General features: G+C 73.2%; 16 protein-coding genes. 6 read left to right on the forward strand and 10 right to left on the reverse strand.

The features are described 5' to 3' along the window. Positions 1-16: 16 nt before the first annotated feature. The 5 genes from ACZ3ZE_RS16335 to ACZ3ZE_RS16355 form a co-directional block, all read right to left on the reverse strand. Positions 17-1645, reverse strand: a complete 1629-nt coding sequence (locus ACZ3ZE_RS16335) for a succinic semialdehyde dehydrogenase (protein ID WP_467259517.1) — start codon at positions 1643-1645, stop codon at positions 17-19. Between the two features lie 104 nt (positions 1646-1749). Beyond that, on the reverse strand, positions 1750-3399 hold the full coding sequence (locus tag ACZ3ZE_RS16340) for a serine/threonine-protein kinase (RefSeq protein WP_361621456.1): 1650 nt from the start codon (positions 3397-3399) through the stop codon (positions 1750-1752). 143 nt (positions 3400-3542) lie between these two features. Further along, positions 3543-6770, reverse strand: a complete 3228-nt coding sequence (locus ACZ3ZE_RS16345) for a protein kinase (RefSeq protein WP_467259520.1) — start codon at positions 6768-6770, stop codon at positions 3543-3545. A gap of 77 nt (positions 6771-6847) precedes the next feature. Further along, a complete protein-coding gene (locus tag ACZ3ZE_RS16350) occupies positions 6848-9112 on the reverse strand; it encodes a serine/threonine-protein kinase (protein WP_361166188.1) in 2265 nt (754 codons plus the stop codon). 152 nt (positions 9113-9264) lie between these two features. Beyond that, on the reverse strand, positions 9265-10971 hold the full coding sequence (locus ACZ3ZE_RS16355; RefSeq protein ID WP_361166185.1) for a glycerol-3-phosphate dehydrogenase/oxidase: 1707 nt from the start codon (positions 10969-10971) through the stop codon (positions 9265-9267). Positions 10972-11239: 268 nt separating this feature from the next. Between ACZ3ZE_RS16355 and ACZ3ZE_RS16360 the strand changes: the two genes are divergently transcribed. The 3 genes from ACZ3ZE_RS16360 to ACZ3ZE_RS16370 all read left to right on the forward strand — a co-directional run bounded on the left by ACZ3ZE_RS16360 (position 11240) and on the right by ACZ3ZE_RS16370 (position 13061). Beyond that, positions 11240-12481: a nucleotide sugar dehydrogenase gene (locus ACZ3ZE_RS16360; protein ID WP_361166182.1), complete on the forward strand. Its 1242-nt coding sequence runs from the start codon at positions 11240-11242 to the stop codon at positions 12479-12481. 65 nt (positions 12482-12546) lie between these two features. Continuing rightward, positions 12547-12747 carry a hypothetical protein gene (locus ACZ3ZE_RS16365; RefSeq protein ID WP_467259523.1) on the forward strand — a complete coding sequence of 67 codons (201 nt, stop codon included), beginning with the start codon at positions 12547-12549 and terminating at the stop codon, positions 12745-12747. Beyond that, positions 12744-13061, forward strand: a complete 318-nt coding sequence (locus ACZ3ZE_RS16370) for a type II toxin-antitoxin system PemK/MazF family toxin (RefSeq protein ID WP_467259526.1) — start codon at positions 12744-12746, stop codon at positions 13059-13061. The genes ACZ3ZE_RS16365 and ACZ3ZE_RS16370 overlap by 4 nt, the downstream gene beginning before the upstream one ends. Positions 13062-13146: 85 nt before the next feature. On the opposite strand, the gene ACZ3ZE_RS16375 is transcribed toward ACZ3ZE_RS16370, so the two are convergent. From ACZ3ZE_RS16375 to ACZ3ZE_RS16390, 4 genes are all read right to left on the reverse strand, one after another. After that, positions 13147-14271, reverse strand: coding sequence for a GuaB3 family IMP dehydrogenase-related protein (locus tag ACZ3ZE_RS16375; protein WP_132912496.1), 1125 nt, complete (start codon positions 14269-14271; stop codon positions 13147-13149). Between the two features lie 116 nt (positions 14272-14387). Next, positions 14388-15887, reverse strand: coding sequence for an IMP dehydrogenase (gene guaB / locus ACZ3ZE_RS16380; protein WP_361166175.1), 1500 nt, complete (start codon positions 15885-15887; stop codon positions 14388-14390). Between the two features lie 139 nt (positions 15888-16026). After that, on the reverse strand, positions 16027-16629 hold the full coding sequence (locus tag ACZ3ZE_RS16385; protein WP_361166172.1) for a sigma-70 family RNA polymerase sigma factor: 603 nt from the start codon (positions 16627-16629) through the stop codon (positions 16027-16029). A gap of 246 nt (positions 16630-16875) precedes the next feature. After that, on the reverse strand, positions 16876-17487 hold the full coding sequence (locus tag ACZ3ZE_RS16390) for a response regulator transcription factor (RefSeq protein WP_003948568.1): 612 nt from the start codon (positions 17485-17487) through the stop codon (positions 16876-16878). 459 nt (positions 17488-17946) lie between these two features. Here ACZ3ZE_RS16390 and ACZ3ZE_RS16395 point away from each other — a divergent pair, with 459 nt between their 5' ends. Continuing rightward, a complete protein-coding gene (locus tag ACZ3ZE_RS16395) occupies positions 17947-18294 on the forward strand; it encodes a WhiB family transcriptional regulator (RefSeq protein ID WP_329423259.1) in 348 nt (115 codons plus the stop codon). A gap of 425 nt (positions 18295-18719) precedes the next feature. Here ACZ3ZE_RS16395 and ACZ3ZE_RS16400 read toward each other — a convergent pair whose 3' ends face one another. Beyond that, the gene (locus tag ACZ3ZE_RS16400) at positions 18720-19640 is read right to left on the reverse strand and encodes a LysR family transcriptional regulator (protein WP_361166168.1); all 921 of its coding nucleotides are present in this window, start codon (positions 19638-19640) and stop codon (positions 18720-18722) included. A gap of 86 nt (positions 19641-19726) precedes the next feature. On the opposite strand from ACZ3ZE_RS16400, the gene ACZ3ZE_RS16405 reads away from it, so the two are divergent. Both ACZ3ZE_RS16405 and ACZ3ZE_RS16410 read left to right on the forward strand, forming a co-directional pair. Then, positions 19727-20395: an MOSC domain-containing protein gene (locus ACZ3ZE_RS16405; RefSeq protein ID WP_361621447.1), complete on the forward strand. Its 669-nt coding sequence runs from the start codon at positions 19727-19729 to the stop codon at positions 20393-20395. Positions 20396-20483: 88 nt separating this feature from the next. Then, a complete protein-coding gene (locus tag ACZ3ZE_RS16410; RefSeq protein WP_361166163.1) occupies positions 20484-21257 on the forward strand; it encodes an SDR family NAD(P)-dependent oxidoreductase in 774 nt (257 codons plus the stop codon). Positions 21258-21271: the final 14 nt, after the last annotated feature.

Genomic DNA, 21271 nt, shown 5'->3' on the forward strand with positions numbered 1-21271 from the left:
GGGTGCGGGGTGCGGGTCAGCGCAGGCGGAGGGCCTTCATCACCTTCAGGGAGGTGCTCATGAAGGCCGCGTACTTCTCGTCGTCCATCCCGAAGGACGGGGCGAGCGGCATCAGCCGCTGCTGGGCGACGGTCTGCGCCTCGGTGAACTTGAGGATGCCCTCGGAGCCGTGGCGGCGGCCGAGGCCGGAGTCCTTCATGCCGCCCATGGGGGCGCGGACGCTGCCGTACGCGGGCGCGTAGCCCTCGTTGATGTTGACGGTGCCGGTGCGCAGCCGGGCGGCGATGGCGTGGCCGCGGCGGGAGTCCGTGGTCCACACGGAGGAGTTCAGGCCGTACGGGGTGCCGTTGGCCCGCTCGACGACCTCGTCCTCGTCGGAGAAGCGGTAGATCGAGACGACCGGTCCGAAGGTCTCCTCGGTGCACACGGCCATCGGGGCCTCGACGCCGTCGAGGATGGTCGGCTCGTAGAAGAGGGGGCCGATGTCGGGGCGGGCGACGCCGCCGGCGACCAGATTGGCGCCCTTGGCGACGGCCTCGTCGACGTGCCGGGTGACGGTCTCCAGCTGCCGCTCGCCGACGAGGGAGCCCATGTCGGAGCCGTAGGCGAGGGAGTTGCCGAGCCGCATGGCCTTGGTGCGGGCGGCGAAGCGGTCCAGGAAGGCGTCGGCGATCGACTCGTGGACGTACAGCCGCTCGATGGAGATGCAGAGCTGGCCGGCGGAGGAGAAGCAGGCGCGGACGGCGCCGGCGGCGGCCTTCTCGATGTCGGCGTCCTTGAGGACGATCATGGCGTTCTTGCCGCCGAGCTCCAGGGTGACGCCGACGAGCCGGGCGGCGGCGCCCTGGGCGACCTCGCGGCCGGTCCGGGTGGAGCCGGTGAAGGACACGTAGTCGGCGTGGCGGACGACCTCGGGGCCGACGACCGGGCCCTCGCCGATGACGACCTGGAAGACCTCGGCGGGCAGACCGGCCTCGATGAGCAGGTCGCGGGCCCACAGGGCGGTCAGCGCGGTCTCGGTGTCGGGCTTCATCACGACGGCGTTGCCGGCGACGAAGGCGGGCAGCGCGTCGCCGACGGACAGCTCCAGCGGGTAGTTCCAGGGCGCGATCTGGCCGACGACCCCGCGCGGCTGGCGCAGCTCGGTGACCTTGGTGAGGGTCGGGACGACACCCGTGTGGTGCTTGGGCCGCAGGTACGCGGGGGCCGTGCGGCCGTAGTGGCGGGCGGCGACGGCGACCGACTGCACCTCCTCGTGGCCGTGCAGGCGCGCCTTGCCGGTCTCCAGCTGGATGAGGTCGAGGATCTCGCCCTGGCGCTGGAGGATCAGGTCGTGGAAGCGGAGCAGCACGGCCGCGCGGACCTTGACCGGGGTCGCGGCCCAGGCGCCCTGGGCGGCGCGGGCGCGCGCGAAGGCCTCGGCGACGTCCTCGGGGGTGGACTCGGGCAGATCCGCCAGCTTCGCCCCGGTGAAGGGGGTGTGGTTGGCGGTACGGCCGGAGCCCGCGACCCCGCGGGTGAGCCGGGCGACCAGCGCGGGCGTGACCACGTCGGCGGCCGTGCGCGCCCCGGCGGGCGCGGCGGCGACGGGGTTGGTACCGAGGGGGGCGGGGGCCGCTGTGGTGAGCGCCTGCGAGTCCGTCATGAGCCCGAGCGTAGGCCGCATTCCCGCCTTTGGGTACCCGTGAGTAACGCGTTTTCACCGGGTACGCACAACCACGCCAGTGTTTGCTGGCACATAAGTCCTGATCAGGGGCTTACGTCGGGGCCCGGGGCCCGCCAGTACTTCTTCACTATGTCGAACTGCTCACGGGTCCGGCTCCAGCTCTCCTCCGGCGAGGACATGTACACGGCGTACTCGGTGCCGTCGTCGCCGTAGTACACCTGGTCGATCGCGTGCCGGGGCCCGGGGAAGGTCTTCCGCTCGGTCCAGGTGAACTCCCACACGCACGAGTCGACCTGGTCACGGAAGGTGTTCTGGGTCAGCCGGATCCGCTGGTACTCGGGCAGCCGCTTCTCCAGGCTCTTCTCCACGTTGAGCATGTGCATGTACGGATTCTCGAAGTCCGGCGACGGGTCGACGCTGATCCGGATGCGGTGCCGGCCGTCGTCCGGCGTGTAGTCGATCTGGTCGCCGTCCGTCTGGCGCTTCCAGCCGTCCGGGACCAGCAGGCTGAAGCCCTCCGGGTCCTCGACCCGGTGCCAGCCGACCGGGAGCCCGCCCTTGACCGGGTTCTTGGCGCTCTCGGTGGTGGGCGCGCCGGTGCCCTTGCCGCCACCCCCGTGCCCGCCCCCGTCGGGCCGGGTCATCACGAAGAACACCGCGCCACCGGCCACCAGACCCGCCAGCACGGCCGCGAGCAGCACACCGCGCCACCGGCCCCGGCCCTGCACCCGCACCCCGGCGGACAGCGTCGCCCCGGCGCCCCGGGCCGGCGCCTCCGAAGGCGCCGTGGACCCGTCGTACGGCGTGGGCAGCTGCGCGGTCGACGAGGGGGCGGCGGCGACCAGCTCCTCCGCCTGGACGCGCTGCGTCGGCACGTACGCCTGCGCGGCCTGCGGCGAACGCCCCTCCATCGCGTCGAGCAGCATCCGCTCGGCCTCGTCCACACGCGGGCGCTGCGCCGGGTCCTTGCGCAGCAGCGCCACGATGACCGGCGCGAGCGGGCCGGCCTTCTCGGGGTACGGCGGCTCCTCCGTCACCACGGCCTGCATGGTGCTGATCGGCGAACCGCGGCGGAACGGCGAGCCGCCCTCCACCGCCGCGTACAGCGTGGCGCCCAGGGACCACAGGTCGGAGGCCGGGCCCGGGTCACCGCCCTGCACCCGCTCGGGCGCCAGATAGTCGATGGAGCCGACGAGTTCACCCGTCCGAGTGATGGACGAATCGCCTTCGATCGCCGCGATCCCGAAATCGGTGATCAGGACGCGTCCGTCGCGCGCGAGCAGCACGTTGCCGGGCTTCACGTCACGGTGCAGCACACCGGCCGCGTGCGCGGCCCGCAGCGCGCCCAGGACGTGCAGGCCGATCCTGGCCGCCTCGCGCGGCTCGATGGTGCCGGCCTCCTTGGCCGCGTCGGCCAGCGAGGGCCCGTCCACGTACTGCATGACGATCCACGGGCGGTCGTCGTGCTCCAGGACGTCGTGCACGGTCACCACCCCCGGGTGCGTGATCCGGGCCGCGGCACGCGCCTCCTTCTGCGTCCGGGCGTGCAGGACCAGCCGGTCGGCCTCCGCCACGAACCGGCCCGCCGTCAACTCCTTGACGGCCACCACGCGGTGCAGCACCTCGTCATGGGCGCGCCAGACCTTGCCCATGCCGCCGCGCCCGATGGACTCGCCCAGCCGATAGCGGCCGGCGAGCAGAAGTCCGGTGCCGGTGCTCTCAGAATGTTCCACGTGCCCCCGCCTGTTTGCTCGGAAGCAAGGTTACGGAGGGGGGTGCGGGGCACGGAACCTCGGGGCGGGTTGTGGAACAACACTGTGACCGGCGGGGCGTCGGGTGCTCGGCGGTTCGTTCATCCCCTCGCCCGGCGGTTCGATCAGCGCGTCGCCCGGTAGGCCTTCACCGCCTGGTCGTAGATCTCGGACACCTTGTCCCGCTCGTTCTCCGGCCCGATGACCTGGACGACGTGGTAGCGGCCGCGGTCGATCAGGGCCAGATTGCGCACGAACACCTCACGGCCGGTGCTGTCCTGCCAGGTGAACTGGCCCACCGCCATGGCCTGTCGGCCGATGTCGATGCGGCGCAGCCCCGAGGCGCCGGACCACGAGGAGTCCCGCCAGGGCTGGAGCTCGCGCTCCTTCGTGCGCTGGTACGCCATGGGGTCGGAGCCGTTCGCCCGGACGGTGTCCCGGCCCGGGACCACGATCAGCATGAAGTCGCCGCCCGTGTAGCGCACTTGCCCGGCGTCGTTGATCGGGCTGCGCCGCCAGTCGCGCGGCACGCCGACCTCGAAGCCCTCGGTGTCCTTGCGCACCACGTACCCGGCGGCGAGCACGGGACCGGTGGCGGACGTCGGGGGCGGGACGGTGGACGGCTTGGCGGAGGGGGTGGCCGACGGGGTGGCCGGCTTCGTGGACGCGGGCGGCGGGGTGGTGCTGCCCGCCGGCGGCGGCGTCGCCGTCGGGTTCTTCCCCTCGCCCTTCCCGGGCAGGAACAGCACGGCGTACGCGACGGCTCCGGACAGCAGCAGGAGGATCAGGACCAGCAGGATCCGCCCGAGCGAACGCGGGGCACCCGAACCGCGCGCAGCGGCGGGGCCGCGGGCGGCGCGCTGGGGGATCTCCTCGCGGAAGTCGTCGTCGGGGTGGTCGGTCCAGCTCTCGCCGCGGTGGTCGGTTCGGAAGTCGTTCTGAAAGCCGGACGGGAAGCCGGACTTGGCCTCGTCCCGATACGGGTACGGGGGCTGCTGGGGCTCGCGGACGTCGTGGGCGTCGTGGGCTCCGCGGACGCCGTGGGCGTCGCCGTGAGGGCGGCCCTGGCGCGGGACGGCACCCTTCGCGTGCCGGTGGCGGCCGCCCGCCGCGCCCCCGCGCCGCCGGCGCACCAACTCGCCGCGGCGGCGCACGATGGGCAGCCGGGTCGCGTCGGGGGACACCGGCGGCATGACACCGAACCCGGCCTCCGGCTCGGGCGCCGAGCGCACCAACGAGCGCAGCCAGCCGCTCAGCACCTCGACGTCGGGCCGCTCCGTCGGGTCCTGGTGCAGCAGCGACTCCACGACCGGCCGCAGCGGGCCGCACTCCTCGGCGAAGGCCGGGGGCTCGGCGCAGACCAACTGGACCAGCTCGGCGGCGCTGTCCTCCGGGTACGGGGCGTGGCCCTGGACGGCCCGGTAGAGCAGCGCGCCCAGCGCCCACAGGTCGGTGGCCGGGCCGATCGGCGGGGCGAGCCGCCAGTGCTCGTGGACCGGGCCCGCCTGCTCGGGCGCCCAGCGCTCGGTGACGGCGCCGACGACCGCGATCCGCGCCTGGCGGGCCCGCTCGGCCGCGAGCCGGGTCACCGGGCCGCGGTACGCCGGGGCGCCGCCCGTCGGGGCGCCCGGGGCGGGCGCGGGCAGGGGCGCGGGGGCCGCCGCCGTGTACCCGGCGGGGAGCGCGGGCAGCGCGCCGCCGCCCGCCGGGACGGAGCGGCCGCTGTCGCGCGAGGCGTGCGGGCCGTCGCTCCAGGTCCCGGAGAGGTACGCGCGCGGCGGCGGCGTCCCGCCGTACACGCCACCGGTCTCGTCGTCGCCGTCGTCCTCGTCGTCGTCCTCGTCGTCCCCGTCGTCCCCGTCGTCCGTCCGCGTCCACCACTGCGGCGCGGGATACACGGCAGGGGGGTCCGGCGGGCCGGAGGGCTGCACGGGGAGGGGCTCGGTCGGCTGCTCGGCGGAGCGTTCGGCGGAGGGCTGGGCAGGGTGTTCGGCCGTGGCCTCGGCGGGGGGTGCTGTCGCCGCCGGGCGCTGGACGGGCAGCGCCCCGGTCTCGCCGAGCCGGGCGGCGGCGCGGGCCCCCGCCCGGTACGCGGCGATGGCCCCGGCCCGCGCCGCGCGCACCTCCGCGGCGGAGGGCGTGGCGGGCGCGGGCACGACGGGCGCGGCGGACGACTCGGGGCGCGCGCCCGCGCCCTCGCCGGGCCCGTAGGGGGTACCGGCGGGCTCGGGGCCGTAGAAGGAGGTGTGCGGGTCCTGGTCGTGGGGGGCGTCGAGGTCGGCCTGTTCCTCGGCCTGTTCCTCGGCCTCGTGCGCCTCGTGCGCCTCGTGCGCCTCGTGCGCCTCGTCGGAGCCGGTCTCGTCGAGGCCCCGCGCGTACCCGCCCGGCGGAAGTGCCTCCGGCTCGTGGGCGGCCACGGGCTCGTAGACGGGCACGGGCTCCCAGGGGACGCCGGTCGCGTACGCACCGCTCGTCCCGTAGAGCGCGGCCCGGTGGTCCCCCGACCCGACGTCCTCGCCCACGTACGGCCCCGGCTCGTACTCCTCGGTCGCGTACGTCTCCGGCTCGTACCCCGACTCCCCGCCCGCGTCCTGACCCTCGGCCGGATCCTCGTCCTGGTCCTCGTACGCGTCCCCGGCCTGGTCCCCGTACGCGTCCCCGTACTCGGCCTCGTACGCGCCCTCAGCCTCGCCCCCGTACCCGTACCCGTACTCGTCCTCGCCCTCGTCCTCCCGGCCGGTCGGGCGCGGGCCGAAGGTCAGTTCCTCGTCGTCCGGGAAGGGGACCGGGGCGTAGCCGCACAGGGCTTCCTCGGCGGCGCCGGCGGCGAGGCCGGTGAGGACGACGCGGCCGTCGTCGCAGACGAGGACCGTGCGGGGGGTGACGTTCCGGTGGGTCCAGCCGTGGGCGTGCAACGCGCGCAGGGCGGTGAGCAGGTCGGAGCCGATCTCGGCGGCCCGGTAGGGGCTCAGCGGGGCGTCGGCGAGGAGTTCGGAGAGCGGGGTGGCCGACACGAACTCGCTCACTATCCACAGCGAGCCGGCCTCGGCGAACACGTCGAAGACCTGGTCGAGGCGCGGGTGGTCGGGTATCTGCGCGGCGGCCTGGGCGGCCTCCAGGGCGCGCCGGACGCCGGGGTCGGCGGGGCGCCGGGTCGCCCGGCCCGGTGCCTCGTAGGGTTGGTCGCCGACGAGTTCGGCGTCGACGATCTCGGGCAGGGGCACCTGCCGGATCCGGACTTCCTGTCCGCTGTAGGTGTCGAAGGCGCGCGTCTCGACGAGGTCGTACGCGTCGGCCGGCGGCACGGGCAGGCGGTAACGGTCCGCCAGCACCCTTCCCGCGTACTCGTCCACGACGCCTCCCCCCGCGCCTGCCGTCCCCCGTCGCCCCGGACCGCAGGGCCCGGGGCCTTTCACGATACGTGCGCCGGTCAGTCCTTGGGGCTGAACGTGGCGAACGCCGTCTCACGCAGCGTCTTGCAGTCCGCCGCGTCCCATGCGTCGGCCTTGCAGCTGATCATGATCGAGTAGCCGTGTCCGGCGTCGACCTTGAAGCCGCGGTTGAGTATCCGGATCCGCATGCCGTTCTGGTTGCGCTCGAACTCCCAGTCGGCGACGGTCGGGTACCCCTTGTAGTCGACCGGGCGGATCGCGATGTGCTTGTAGTCGTTGCTCGACGCGGCCACCGCGGCGACGGCGGCGCGCCAGGCGCTGGCGGCGTCGTCGCGGGGGCTGTCGTTGAAGTCGACCTGGACGCGCGGGAAGCCGCTGCCGCCGGCGTGGAAGATGCCCCCCGAGTTCCGGCCGGCGATGGCGGCCAGCTTGAAGGAGGCGGGCATCGCCATCTGGAAGTGGAAGCGGCCGTTGGTCACCATCACGTAGCCGGCGGGCAGCTGCGGGCCGGCGGGCTTGTCGCCGCCGGGGGTCCCGCTGGGCGTGCTGCCGCTCTGACCGCCGCTGTTGCCCGCGGGCTTGTCGCCGCCGCCCTGCTGGTCCGGGTCGCCACCCGACGTGCCGGTGTCGGTGCTCGGGTCGCTGCCGCCGCCGGCCGTGGATCCGGCCGAGGCCGTCGTCCCGCCGGAGGCGGCGCCCTTGCCCTTGCCGGTGGCGCCGTCCTGGCCGCCGCCGAGGGCGACGTACAGGATCGTGCCGAGCAGGGCGGCGAGCACGACCGCGGCGATGATCACGAGGGTGCGGCGCGGGACGACGTCGGTGAGCGAGGCGCGGGTCTGCGCGGGCCGGGCGGGGGCTCCGGCGCCGGGGCGGCGCTCGGGCTCCGGCTTCGCCGCGGCGTTCCGTACGGACTTCAGGGCGCCGCGCACGCGGTCGGCCGCGTCGCCGGTCTTCTCCCGGGCCGGCTTCTCCCGGACGGGCGTCGCCGGGGCGACCGGCGGGCGCTCGGGGAGCGGCGGCAGCGGGACGACCCTGGTCGCCTCGGGGGACGGCTCGGGCGGGGCCTCGGGCGCGTCGAGGACGGCCCGCAGCAGCACCCGGGCGCCGGCGTCGTCGAGGCGCTGGTCGGGGTCCTTGGCGAGCAGCCCGTAGATGACCTGCTCCAGCCCGGGGCCCGCGTTCTTCGGCGGGTCGACCGGCTCGGTCATCACCGCGGTGAGCGTGGCGATGGCGGAGCCCTTGTCGTAGGGCGGGCTGCCCTCGACGGCGGCGTACAGCAGTCCGCCGAGCGACCAGAGGTCGGCGGCCGGGCCGGGCTTGTGGCCGCGGGCCCGCTCGGGCGAGATGTACGAGGGGGCGCCGACGAGCATGCCGGTGGAGGTGATCGAGGGGTCGCCCTCGACCTGGGCGATGCCGAAGTCGGTGAGGACGACCCGGCCGTCCTCGGCGATCAGCACGTTGGACGGCTTCACGTCGCGGTGGAGGATGCCCTCGCGGTGCGCGGAACGCAGCACGTCGAGGATGGCGAGGCCGACCTCGGCGGCGCGGCGCGGGGTGAGCGTGCCGTCCTCGCGGACGGCGTCGGCGAGCGACTTGCCCTCGATGAGCTCCATGACGATCCACGGCCGGTCGTCCTCGTCGACCACGTCGTAGACGGTCACGGCGCCGTTGTTGCGGATCCGGGCGATGGCCTTGGCCTCGCGCAGGGTCCGGGTGATGAGGCGTCGCTTCTCGTCGTCGTCGATGCTGGTGGGGAAGCGCAGCTCCTTGACGGCGACGGTCCGCCCGAGGGTCTCGTCGACCGCCCGCCACACGGTGCCCATGCCGCCGCGGCCGAGGACCACGCCGAGGCGGTAGCGCCCGGCGAGCAGCCGTCCTTCGGTGGACGCCGCGTCAGCACGGCCGGTGCGCCCGCCCGTTCCCGCGGCGCGTTTCGGGTCGACGTCCGCCACGTCCGCCCCGAATCCGGTGGCGGGCGCGGCCCCGTCGGTCGATCCGCCGCCGGCCGGGGTGCTCGTGGCCGCCGGCTTCTTGGTCAGGTCGGCGCCGGTCCGCGCACCCGTTCCGCTCCGGGCCCCGGAGGCCGCCGAGGTTCCGGCCGCGGCGTCCTTCTTCGGGACGTCCCGCTCCGGGCCCCGGGGGTCCCGCGACGCGTCCGGCGTCGTCCCGGTCTGTGCCGCCTCGTCACGGTCCGCCGTGCGCGCGGCCGGAACCGCGCCCCGGTCGCCGTCGGTGGCGGCCCCCGCAGGGGCGTCCCGCCGGGGATCCTGCCCCGTGTCCCGCGACTGCTCCGCCTCCGACATGCGTCCCCTCGTCGATCCCTGATCTGCGCCCGCGTCCGCCGCTCCCGCACGATGCGGCAACCCGCCCTGGAAGAGAGCTCATTGTCCCTCACTCCGCGACCGATGCCTCCCCCGGGTCCGAACTCCGAGAAGCGTTCCCGTGCCCGCGCCGGTCAGATCGGCACGATGTCGGGCGCCCCCAGCCTGGCCGCGTCCGCCGTCAGGTCGTCGGGCTGGCGCTGCGATTCGCGTTCCGCCTGGACCCTCTTCTCGTAGTGCTCGACCTCCTTGTCGACCTGGTGAGCGTCCCAGCCGAGGACCGGCGCCATGAGTTCGGCGCACTCGCGGGCGCTGCGGGTGCCCCGGTCGAAGGTCTCGATGGAGATGCGGGTGCGCCGGGTGAGGACGTCGTCGAGGTGGCGGGCGCCTTCGTGCGAGGCCGCGTAGACGATCTCGGCGCGCAGGTAGTCCTCGGCTGCGGGCAGCGGCGCGCCGAGGGAGGGGTCGGCGGCGATCAGGTCGAGGATCTCCTCCGTCAGGGAGCCGTAGCGGTTGAGCAGATGCTCGACCCGGGCCACGTGCAGCCCGGCGCGGGCGGCGATCGCGGCGCGGGCGTTCCACAGGGCCCGGTACCCCTCGGCGCCGATGAGGGGGGTGTCCTCGGTGACGCAGTCGGCGACCCGCTTGTCGAGGCCGTGGACGGCCTCGTCGACGGCGTCCTTCGCCATCACGCGGTAGGTCGTGTACTTGCCTCCGGCGACGACCACGAGTCCGGGGACGGGGTGGGCGACGGTGTGTTCGCGGGAGAGTTTGCTGGTGGCGTCGGACTCGCCGGCGAGCAGCGGGCGCAGGCCCGCGTAGACGCCCTGGACGTCGTCCCGGGTGAGGGGGGTGGCGAGGACCCCGTTCACATGCTCCAGGAGGTAGTCGATGTCGGCGCTGGAGGCGGCGGGGTGGGCCTTGTCGAGGTCCCAGTCGGTGTCGGTGGTGCCGATGATCCAGTGCCGGCCCCAGGGGATGACGAACAGCACGGACTTCTCGGTGCGCAGGATGAGTCCGCTGGTGGAGTGGATGCGGTCCTTGGGCACGACCAGGTGGATGCCCTTGGAGGCGCGGACGTGGAACTGGCCGCGCTCGCCGATGAGGGCCTGGGTGTCGTCGGTCCACACGCCGGTGGCGTTGACGATCTGGCGGGCCCTGATCGCGTACTCCCCGCCGGTCTCGACGTCCTGGACGCGGGCGCCGACCACCCGCTCGCCCTCGCGCAGGAAGCCGACGACGCGGGCCCGGGCGGCGACCTGCGCCCCGTAGCTCGCGGCGGTGCGGACGAGGGTGGTGACGAAGCGGGCGTCGTCCATCTGGGCGTCGTAGTACTGGAGGGCGCCGACGAGGGCGTCCTTCTTGAGGCAGGGGGCCACCCGCAGGGCGCGGCCCCGGCTGAGGTGGCGGTGGACGGGCAGGCCGCGCCCGTGGCCCGAGGAGACGGACATCGCGTCGTACAGCGCGACGCCCGAGCCCGCGTACCACCGCTCCCAGCCCTTGTGCTGGAGCGGGTAGAGGAACGGGACGGGTTTGACCAGGTGGGGTGCGAGCCGTTCGAGGAGCAGGCCGCGCTCCTTCAGGGCCTCGCGGACGAGGGCGAAGTCGAGCATCTCCAGATAGCGCAGGCCGCCGTGGATCAGCTTGCTGGAGCGGCTGGAGGTGCCGGAGGCCCAGTCGCGCGCCTCGACGAGGCCGGTGGAGAGGCCTCGGGTGACCGCGTCGAGCGCGGTGCCCGCGCCGACGACTCCGGCGCCGACGACCAGCACGTCCAGCTCGCGCTCGGTCATCGCCGCGAGCGCCGCCGTGCGCTCGGCCGGTCCCAGTGTCGCTGTCCTCACCGCTGCCTCCCGTCGTCCCCCTGTGTGGTCGGGCTCACGGCTTCGATTCTGGCCCGGCCCCGCGACTTCAGCCACCGCCTGGACCGGGACCTGTGGATAACACTCGCGATCTTCGGCCCCACAATGCCGCATATCGGTCATATTTACGCCTAGTCTGACATTGCACTCGCCCCGTTCTGTCCACAGGGCTTGCGCCTCGTGACCCCTCCGGCTAGAGGCCCCCGGTCTCACACCCCCCTCCGGCACCAGGGAAGGACGGCCCACCTCCATGCCCGCTGATCTCGCCGTCATCGGCCTCGGCCACCACGGTCTCCCCCTCGCCCAGGCGGCCACCACGGCCGGCGTCGACACCATCGGCTACGACACCGACCCCCGGCCCGTCACCGAACTCGCCGCCGGACGGCCCCCCGTCGACGGCTCGCTCACCGCCGCCGAGATCCGCCGGATGCTCGCCGCGGGCTTCCGCCCCGCCACCGACCCCGCCGAACTCGGCCGGGTCCGCACCGCCGTCATCTGCGCCCCCACCCCGCCAGGACCGGACGGCGCCCTCGACCTCACCGCCGTCACCGACGCCGCCCACGCCCTCGCCGCCCGGCTGCGCCCCCACACGACGGTCCTCCTGGAGTCCCCCGTGCCCCCCGGCACCACCGAAGGACCGCTCCGCGAACTCCTCGAAACCGGCTCCGGACTCCGCGCCGGGCGCGACTTCCACCTCGCCTACTCCCCCGGCCGCCTCGACCCCGGCAGCCGCACCCACGGCTTCACCGGCACGCCCAAGGTCATCGGCGGGCTCACCCCCGCCTGCACCGAGTCCGCCGCCGCGTTCTACGGCCGCCTCACCGACAAGGTGGTCCGCGCCCGCGGCCCGCGCGAGGCCGAGACCGTGAAACTCCTGGAGACCAACTTCCGGCACGTCAACATCGCCCTCGTCAACGAGATGGCCGTGCTCTGCCACGAACTCGGCGTCGACCTCTGGGACGTCATCCGCTGCGCCGAGACCAAGCCCTTCGGCTTCCAGGCCTTCCGCCCCGGCCCCGGCGTCGGCGGCCACGGCGTCCCCGTGGACACCGTCGGCGCCCACCGCCCGCTGCGCCTGGTCGAACTCGCCGGCCAGGTCAACGAGCGCATGCCCCAGTACGTCGTCCAGCGCTGCGCCACCCTCCTCAACGAGCACGGCAAGTCCGCCCGCGGCGCCCGGGTCCTTCTGCTCGGCATCACGTACAAACCCGATCTCGCCGACCGGCAGGGCTCCCCCGCCGACGAGATCGCCCGCCGCCTGATGGACCTGGGCGCGGCGGTCAGCTACCACGACCCGCACGTCCTCGACTGGCGCGTCCGCGACCGGCCGGTCCCCCGCGCCGACTCCCTCTACGAGGCCGCCGCCCACGCCGACCTGACGATCCTGCTCCAGCACCACCGCACGTACGACCTCCAGGGCCTGTCCGTGAAGGCGCAGCTGCTCCTCGACACCCGGGGCGCCACCCCGGGGGGAGCGGCGCACCGGCTGTGAACAGAGCCGGCACCCGCGTTGCACACCTGTTGCACAAGTGTGCAACAGGCCGCTAACCTCAGAGGATGGCGACGACCATAGGGTTCAGGCCCACCGAAGAGGACGAGCGCATCATCAAGACCTCGATGCGCGAGGGCGAGGCCACCAGCGACGTCATCCGCCGCGCGCTGCGCCTGCTGGAACGCGAGTCGTGGCTGGTCCAGGCCCGCGCCGACGCCGAACGGCTCGCGGACGAGGACCTCGGTTCGGAAGCGGACGCCTGGTGATCCGAGGCGCCGTCTACCGGGTCGACCTCGGCGACACGAAACGCGGACACGAACAGCGCGGCAAGCGGTACGGGCTCGTCCTGAGCCCAAGCGGCATGCCGTGGAACGTGGCCACCATCATCCCCACCTCCACCAGCGCGCAGCCGTCCGTCTTCCGGCCCCGGCTGGAGATCGCGGGCGCTGTCACCCATCTGCTCGTGGACCAGATCCGCACCATCGACGTCCGCTTCGTCCACGGCGACCCCGTCCACTACCTCGACCACCACGAACTCGCCGAGGTGGAACATGCCGTGAGCCGGTACCTCGGCCTCTGACCGACCCCCGTACGCGAGAGGGCCCCGCACCACCCGGTGCGGGGCCCTCTCGTACGTACGGAAGACGCGTACGGATCCGACGACGTCAGCGCTTGTGCTGCGCGTCCGCCACCGTCACCTCGACGCGCTGGAACTCCTTGAGCTCGCTGTAGCCCGTCGTGGCCATCGCGCGGCGCAGGGCGCCGAAGAAGTTCATCGAGCCGTCCGGGGTGTGCGACGGGCCCGTGAGGACCTCCTCGGTGGTGCCCACGATGCCGAGGTCGACCAGCTTGCCGCGCGGCACGTCCTCGTGGACGGCCTCCATGCCCCAGTGGTGGCCCTTGCCGGGCGCGTCCGTGGCACGGGCCAGCGGGGAGCCCATCATGACCGCGTCGGCGCCACAGGCGATGGCCTTCGGCAGGTCGCCGGACCAGCCCACGCCGCCGTCGGCGATCACGTGCACGTACCGGCCGCCGGACTCGTCCATGTAGTCGCGGCGGGCCGCGGCCACGTCGGCGACGGCGGTGGCCATCGGGACCTGGATGCCGAGCACGTTGCGCGTGGTGTGCGCGGCGCCGCCGCCGAAGCCGACCAGGACACCCGCGGCGCCGGTGCGCATCAGGTGCAGGGCCGCGGTGTACGTGGCGCAGCCGCCGACGATGACCGGGACGTCGAGCTCGTAGATGAACTGCTTGAGGTTCAGCGGCTCGGCCGCGCCGGAGACGTGCTCGGCGGAGACGGTCGTGCCGCGGATGACGAAGATGTCCACGCCGGCGTCGACCACGGCCTTGGAGAACTGCGCGGTGCGCTGCGGGGAGAGCGCGGCGGCGGTGACCACACCCGAGTCGCGCACCTCCTTGATGCGCTGCCCGATCAGCTCCTCCTTGATCGGAGCCGCGTAGATCTCCTGCAGACGGCGGGTGGCGGTCTCCTCGTCCATCTCCGCGATCTCGTCGAGCAGCGGCTGCGGGTCCTCGTAGCGGGTCCACAGGCCCTCGAGGTTCAGCACGCCCAGGCCGCCGAGCTCGCCGATGCGGATGGCGGTCTGCGGCGAGACGACCGAGTCCATGGGGGCGGCCAGGAACGGCAGCTCGAAGCGGTAGGCGTCGATCTGCCAGGCGATCGAGACCTCCTTCGGGTCCCGGGTGCGCCGGCTCGGTACGACGGCGATGTCGTCGAACGCGTACGCCCTGCGGCCGCGCTTGCCGCGCCCGATCTCGATCTCAGTCACGTTGTGTGGCCTTTCCCTCTTGGTCTGCGCCTACCAGTATCCCCGACACGCGCCGAAGGGGCGGCTCCGGCCACATGCCGGAACCACCCCCTGCGGATGCCGCTGACAGCGCTCTGTTACTTACGGCTGTAGTTCGGCGCCTCGACGGTCATCTGGATGTCGTGCGGGTGGCTCTCCTTGAGACCCGCCGAGGTGATCCGGACGAAACGGCCGTTCTGCTGAAGCTCCGGGACCGTGCGGCCGCCGACGTAGAACATCGACTGACGCAGACCGCCGGTGAGCTGGTGCACGACCGAGGCGAGCGGGCCGCGGTAGGGCACCTGGCCCTCGATGCCCTCGGGGATCAGCTGCTCGTCGGAGGCGACGCCCTCCTGGAAGTAGCGGTCCTTGGAGAAGGACTTGCGGTCGCCGCGGGTCTGCATGGCGCCCAGCGAGCCCATGCCGCGGTACGACTTGAACTGCTTGCCGTTGATGAAGAGCAGCTCGCCCGGGGACTCCTCGCAGCCCGCGAGCAGCGAGCCGAGCATCACCGTGTCGGCGCCCGCGACGAGCGCCTTCGCGATGTCGCCGGAGTACTGCAGGCCGCCGTCGCCGATGACCGGGATGCCGGCCGCCTTGGCGGCGAGGGAGGCCTCGTAGATGGCCGTGACCTGCGGGACGCCGATGCCGGCGACCACGCGGGTGGTGCAGATGGAGCCGGGGCCGACACCGACCTTGATGCCGTCCGCGCCGGCGTCGACGAGCGACTGGGCGCCGTCGCGGGTGGCGACGTTGCCGCCGATGACGTCGACCGAGGAGTTCGACTTGATCTTGGCGATCATGTCGCCGACCAGCCGGGAGTGGCCGTGCGCGGTGTCGACGACGACGAAGTCGACGCCCGCCTCGATCAGGGCCTGGGCGCGCTCGTACGAGTCGCCGGCGACGCCGACGGCCGCGCCGACGAGCAGCCGGCCGTCCTTGTCCTTGGCGGCGTTCGGGTACTTCTCGGCCTTGACGAAGTCCTTGACCGTGATGAGGCCCTTGAGTAGCCCGGCCTCGTCGACCAGCGGCAGCTTCTCGATCTTGTGGCGGCGGAGCAGCTCCATGGCGTCCACGCCGGAGATGCCGACCTTGCCCGTGACCAGCGGCATCGGGGTCATGACCTCGCGCACCTGGCGGCTGCGGTCCGACTCGAAGGCCATGTCACGGTTGGTCACGATGCCGAGCAGCTTGCCGGCCGGGTCGGTGACCGGGACGCCGCTGATGCGGAACTTGGCGCAGATCGCGTCGGCCTCGCCGAGCGTGGCGTCCGGGTGCACGGTGATCGGGTCGGTCACCATGCCGGACTCGGAGCGCTTCACCAGGTCGACCTGGTTGGCCTGGTCGGCGATGGAGAGGTTGCGGTGCAGGACGCCGACGCCGCCCTGACGGGCCATGGCGATGGCCATCCGGGACTCGGTGACCTTGTCCATCGCGGCGGAGAGCAGGGGGATGTTCACCCGCACGTTCCGCGAGATGTACGAAGAGGTGTCGATCTGGTCGGGCGCCATGTCGGACGCGCCCGGCAGCAGCAGTACATCGTCGTAGGTCAGCCCGAGTGTCGCGAATTTCTCGGGCACTCCGTCGATGTTGGTCATGACACCTTCCCCAATGGCCTTGATCGGTGCGGATGTCCATGCTAACGGGCCGCGGCCGTGTCTCATTCCACGATCAAGATCAGCGAGCAGCTTTGGACGTTCGTACGTGTACGTGAGGGACACCTGCCCCCGCGAACCCTTACTGCTCGGCCAGCGCCCGCAGCCGGCTGAGCGCACGGTGCTGCGCCACCCGGACCGCCCCCGGGGACATCCCGAGCATCTGCCCGGTCTCCTCGGCGGTCAGCCCGACGGCCACCCGGAGGACGAGCAGCTCGCGCTGGTTCTCCGGGAGGTTGGCGAGCAGCTTCTTGGCCCATTCGGCGTCGTCGCTGAGGAGCGCCCGCTCCTCGGGCCCGAGCGAGTCGTCGGGCCGCTCGGGCATCTCGTCGGAGGGCACGGCCGTCGAACCCGGGTGCCGCATGGCGGCCCGCTGGAGGTCGGCGACCTTGTGTCCGGCGATCGCGAAGACGAAGGCCTCGAAGGGCCGCCCCGTGTCCTTGTAGCGCGGCAGCGCCATCAGGACGGCGACGCAGACCTCCTGGGCGAGGTCCTCCACGAAGTGACGGGCGTCGCCGGGCAGCCGGTTCAGCCGCGTACGGCAGTAGCGCAGGGCTAGGGGGTGCACGCGCGCGAGGAGGTCGTGCGTCGCCTGCTGGTCCCCCTCCACGGCACGGTGAACGAGTGCACCGATCTCCCCCTGCCCTGCGGGCACGGGGGACCCACTGGTCTCGTCGTCGCGCATCGCTCCATGGTGCCTTGACGCCTGCTCGTTCGCGGCACCGCGTCCGTAGTTGTGCACCGAAGCGTTATGAGCAGGTGCGCCGGCACTCATCTCCTGCGCCCTCCCCTTCCGCTCGTTGTCCGCTGGCTCGTTCGTCTCGTCCCCGAGGAACTCCACACCATCAAGGATGCGGCATTCCGCGGAGAAGTGACACAAGCCCACCCCGTCCGCCGCTCGGCGGACGGGGATGCGGCCGATGGCCGCAGGTCAGCGCACCAGGCCCCAGCGGAATCCGAGCGCGACGGCGTGCGCCCGGTCGGAGGCGCCCAGCTTCTTGAACAGCCTGCGCGCGTGCGTCTTCACCGTGTCCTCGGAGAGGAAGAGCTCGCGCCCGATCTCCGCGTTGGACCGGCCGTGACTCATCCCTTCGAGCACCTGGATCTCACGGGCGGTGAGGGTGGGCGCGGCACCCATCTCGGCCGAGCGCAGCCGGCGCGGGGCCAGCCGCCAGGTCGGGTCGGCGAGGGCCTGGGTGACCGTGGCCCGCAGCTCGGCGCGCGAGGCGTCCTTGTGCAGGTAGCCACGGGCACCCGCGGCGACCGCGAGCGCGACACCGTCCAGGTCCTCGGCGACGGTGAGCATGATGATGCGGGCGCCGGGGTCCGCGGAGAGCAGCCGGCGGACGGTCTCCACGCCGCCCAGGCCGGGCATGCGCACGTCCATCAGAATCAGGTCCGAGCGGTCCGCTCCCCAGCGGCGGAGGACTTCCTCGCCGTTGGCCGCGGTGGTCACGCGCTCGACGCCGGGCACGGTCGCGACCGCCCGCCGAAGCGCCTCTCGGGCAAGCGGGGAGTCGTCGCAGACGAGGACGGAAGTCATGCGTGACCTCCGCGGCTCTCGCAGCTGAAGCGCGTCACCTTGAGCCTCCAGGGCTGGTACGTATCGTCACCTGTGCGGTTGACACCCCCGGACATCTGTCCGAGCGCTTGTTCCTTCAACCGCCTCCGCACTCTCAACGACGGTCACTCGAAAGAGTTACGGGTCGGACGGCCGCCTTCGGCACTCTACGTGAGGGCTCGTATGCGGAGGAGAGCGTCGCAGGTCATCCGTCCTTCACTCGAAGGTATGCCCCATTTAGCGGGTTTTCTTCCCTTTTCGCGGTGTCTGTGGCTAGATTCGCAATGAGTCATATTTACATCTACTTAGACAGTAGTTGTACGGTCGGATCGAACCCGCGAGAGCGGGTACGCGACACCCGACGGGGGACGAAGGGCCCCGTCGATCAGCCATCAACCCGCCCACCAATCCGTTCGACACGGTTTCAAGGGGACTAGCGCAATGGCAGATTTCTCCCGCCTTCCCGGACCCAACGCCGATCTGTGGGACTGGCAACTGCTCGCGGCCTGCCGCGGGGTCGACAGCTCCCTGTTCTTCCACCCCGAGGGAGAGCGCGGCGCGGCACGGAGTGCGCGCGAGAACTCGGCGAAAGAGGTCTGCATGCGGTGCCCGGTACGCGCGGAGTGCGCGGCACACGCGCTCGCCGTACGGGAGCCCTACGGCGTCTGGGGCGGCCTCACCGAGGACGAACGCGAAGAGCTCATGGGTCGAGCCCGCAATCGCCTGGTCACGACGTCCGCCACCGCGCGGGCGTCCCACACGAGCACGGCAGGCGTGGGTCACGCCTGAAGTAACGTTTCTGCACCACGACTTGGGACATTCGAACGACACGGGCCGGGCCCCCACCCCCGGCCCCGGGGAGCCGCGCCGCACGCGGCGCGGGGGCGTGCGGCCCCGGCGACCGCGCCGTCCCGCACGCCCGCCGCGCGGAACGCCCACCGGAGAGGCCACGGGCCGGACCCGTGCCCCGGACGGCGGGCGCGTACCGCGCACCGCCCGCACGCGCTCGCCCGGCCGATACCTTCCCCGTCACCCACACGGTCCCGGCGCTCTCACTCCCCCGGCCCAGCGCACTCACCCCGACGGGCGTGCGCCCACACCCGTACGGCCGGACCCTGTTCACCCGGACGGCGCACCCCGTCCCGTGCCCCGGTCCCCCGGACGGCGGTGCGCGGACCACCCGTACGGCGGCGCCCCTATCTCACTCGTACGGCCTAAGCGCGTGTCGGCGCCGACCGCTCGGCGGCGCGGGCCGAGGCCCGGGTCAGCTCGTCCAGGGTGGCCGCGACGGCCGGGACCTGGGCCAGGTCCGGAAGGGTGAGCGCCACGATCTCGCGCTCCACGGCGGGCTCCACCGTGACGGTGACGGCGCCCTTGGGCCGTACGGACTCGATGGCGAGCTCCGGCAGGACGGCCACGCCGAGACCCGCGCCCACCAGGCCGATCACGGCCGGGTAGTCGTCGGTGGCGAAGTCGATGCGCGGGGTGAAGCCGGCCTCCCGGCAGACGTCCACCAGCTGGCGGCGGCAGCGCGGGCAGCCCGCGATCCACGGGTCCTCGGCCAGTTCGCCCATGCCCACCGACTCCGCCCCGGCCAGCCGGTGCCCCTCGGGCACGAGGCCGACGAGCCGGTCGGCGAGGAGCGGGCGGACCACCAGGTCGTCCCAGCTGTCCGGGCTCGCCCCGTAACGGAAGGCGAGGGCCACGTCGCAGTCGCCCTCGCGCAGCATCTCCACCGAGCGCGGCGGCTCGGCCTCCACGAGGGAGACGCGGGTGCCGGGATGGGCGGCGCGCAGGGCGGCGAGGGCGGTGGGGACGAGGGTGGAGCTGCCGCTGGGGAACGAGACGAGCCGCACCCGTCCGGCCCGCAGCCCGGCGATGGCCGCGACCTCCTCCTCGGCGGCGGTCAGCCCGGCCAGGATCCCGGACGCGTGCCGCACCAGGGCCTCGCCCGCCTGGGTGAGGCGCATCTCGCGGCCGGTACGGATCAGCAGGGGCGTGCCGGCGGAGCTCTCCAGCGCCTTCATCTGCTGGCTCACCGCGGGCTGGGTGCAGCCCAGTTCGCGGGCGGCGGCGGAGAAGGAGCCGGTGGCGGCGACGGCGCGCAGGACACGAAGGTGGCGGGCCTCGATCATGGCCCAAGCATAAGCCCTCCTTGGGCATAACACGGAATTTCTATACCAACCTTTGAGGAAGTCCGCGCCCGGCCTAGGCTGCCCCCATGGAACTCCTGAGCGTGAACGTGGGCCGCCCCAAGACCGTCGACTACACCAGCGCCCCCTCCGGCCGGACCGGCATCGACAAGCGCCCGGTCGACGGCCCCGTACGAGTCGCCGCCCCCGCCCCCGGAGGAGCCAGCGGCGTCGCCGGCGACACCGTGTGCGACCTGCGCTTCCACGGCGGCGCCGACCGCGCCGTGCACGCCTTCGCGCGCGAGGACATGGAGAGCTGGGAGCGCGAACTCGGCCGCCCCCTGCCCCCCGGCTCCTTCGGCGAGAACCTCACCACCCGCGGCCTCGACGTGAACGGCGCCCTCATCGGCGAGCGCTGGCGCATCGGTCCCGACCTCGTCCTGGAGGTCACCGGCGGCCGCATCCCGTGCCGCACCTTCGCCGGCTTCGTCCAGGAGACCGCCTGGGTCCGCCGCCTCAACCAGTCACCGGCGGGCCCCGGCGCCCTGCTCCGCGTGATCGAACCGGGCGACATCCGCGCGGGCGACCCCATCACCGTCATCCACCGCCCCACCCATCCCATCACCATCGCCCGCCTCCACCACGCCGCCACCACCGACCGCTCCCAGCTCCCGAGCACGCTGGTGGCCGCCGAGTGGATGGAGTCGGGGCTGCTGGCGCTGGCGCGGAACTACGCGGAGAAGTACGGGGAGAAGTAGAGGGAGACGCAAGGGGAGACGTAGGGGGGCCGGGGCGGGCCGCTTTCCCACACACGGCGTTCACACGGCGCGGGTTAACGTGCCGCGTATGACGACTGCACTGATTACGGGCGCGACCGCCGGCATCGGCGCCGCCTTCGCGCGGCGGCTGGCCGCGGACGGGCATGACGTGGTGCTCGTGGCGCGCGATGTGAAGCGGCTTCGGGAACAGGCGACGGAGTTGCACGACCGGCATGGCATCGAGGCGGAGGTGCTGGCGGCGGACCTCTCCGAGGAGGAGGGGATCGAGGCCGTCGTGGCGCGGCTCTCGGACGCCAAGCAGCCGGTGGACCTGCTGGTGAACAACGCCGGGTTCGGCAACAAGGGCCGGTTCCTGGAAGTCTCGATGGCCGACGAGCTGAAGATGCTGAAGGTGCACTGCGAGGCGGTGCTGCGGCTGACCTCGGCGGCGTCGGAGGCGATGCGGGCCCGGGGGCGCGGCGGGGTGGTGAACGTCGCCTCGGTGGCGGCGTTCCTGCCGCGGGGCACCTACGGGGCGTCGAAGGCGTGGGTCGTGCAGTTCACGCAGGGCGCGGCGCGGGACCTCGCGGGCACGGGGGTGCGGCTGATGGCGCTGTGCCCGGGGTTCGTGCGGACGGAGTTCCACCAGCGGGCGGGGATGGGGACGGACAACATCCCGGGCTGGATGTGGCTCGACGCGGACAAGCTGGTCTCCGCGGCGCTCGCCGATCTGGCCCGGGGACGGACGCTGTCCATCCCCGATCCCCGTTACAAGGCCCTGATGGGCGTGGTGAAGCTGGCTCCGCGCGGGGTGCTGGGCGGGGTGTCCTCCCGGGCGGGGCGCAAGTACGGGCCCAAGTAGGGGAGTAGGGGCCC

It is taken from the genome of Streptomyces sp. NPDC023157, from assembly GCF_055560575.1.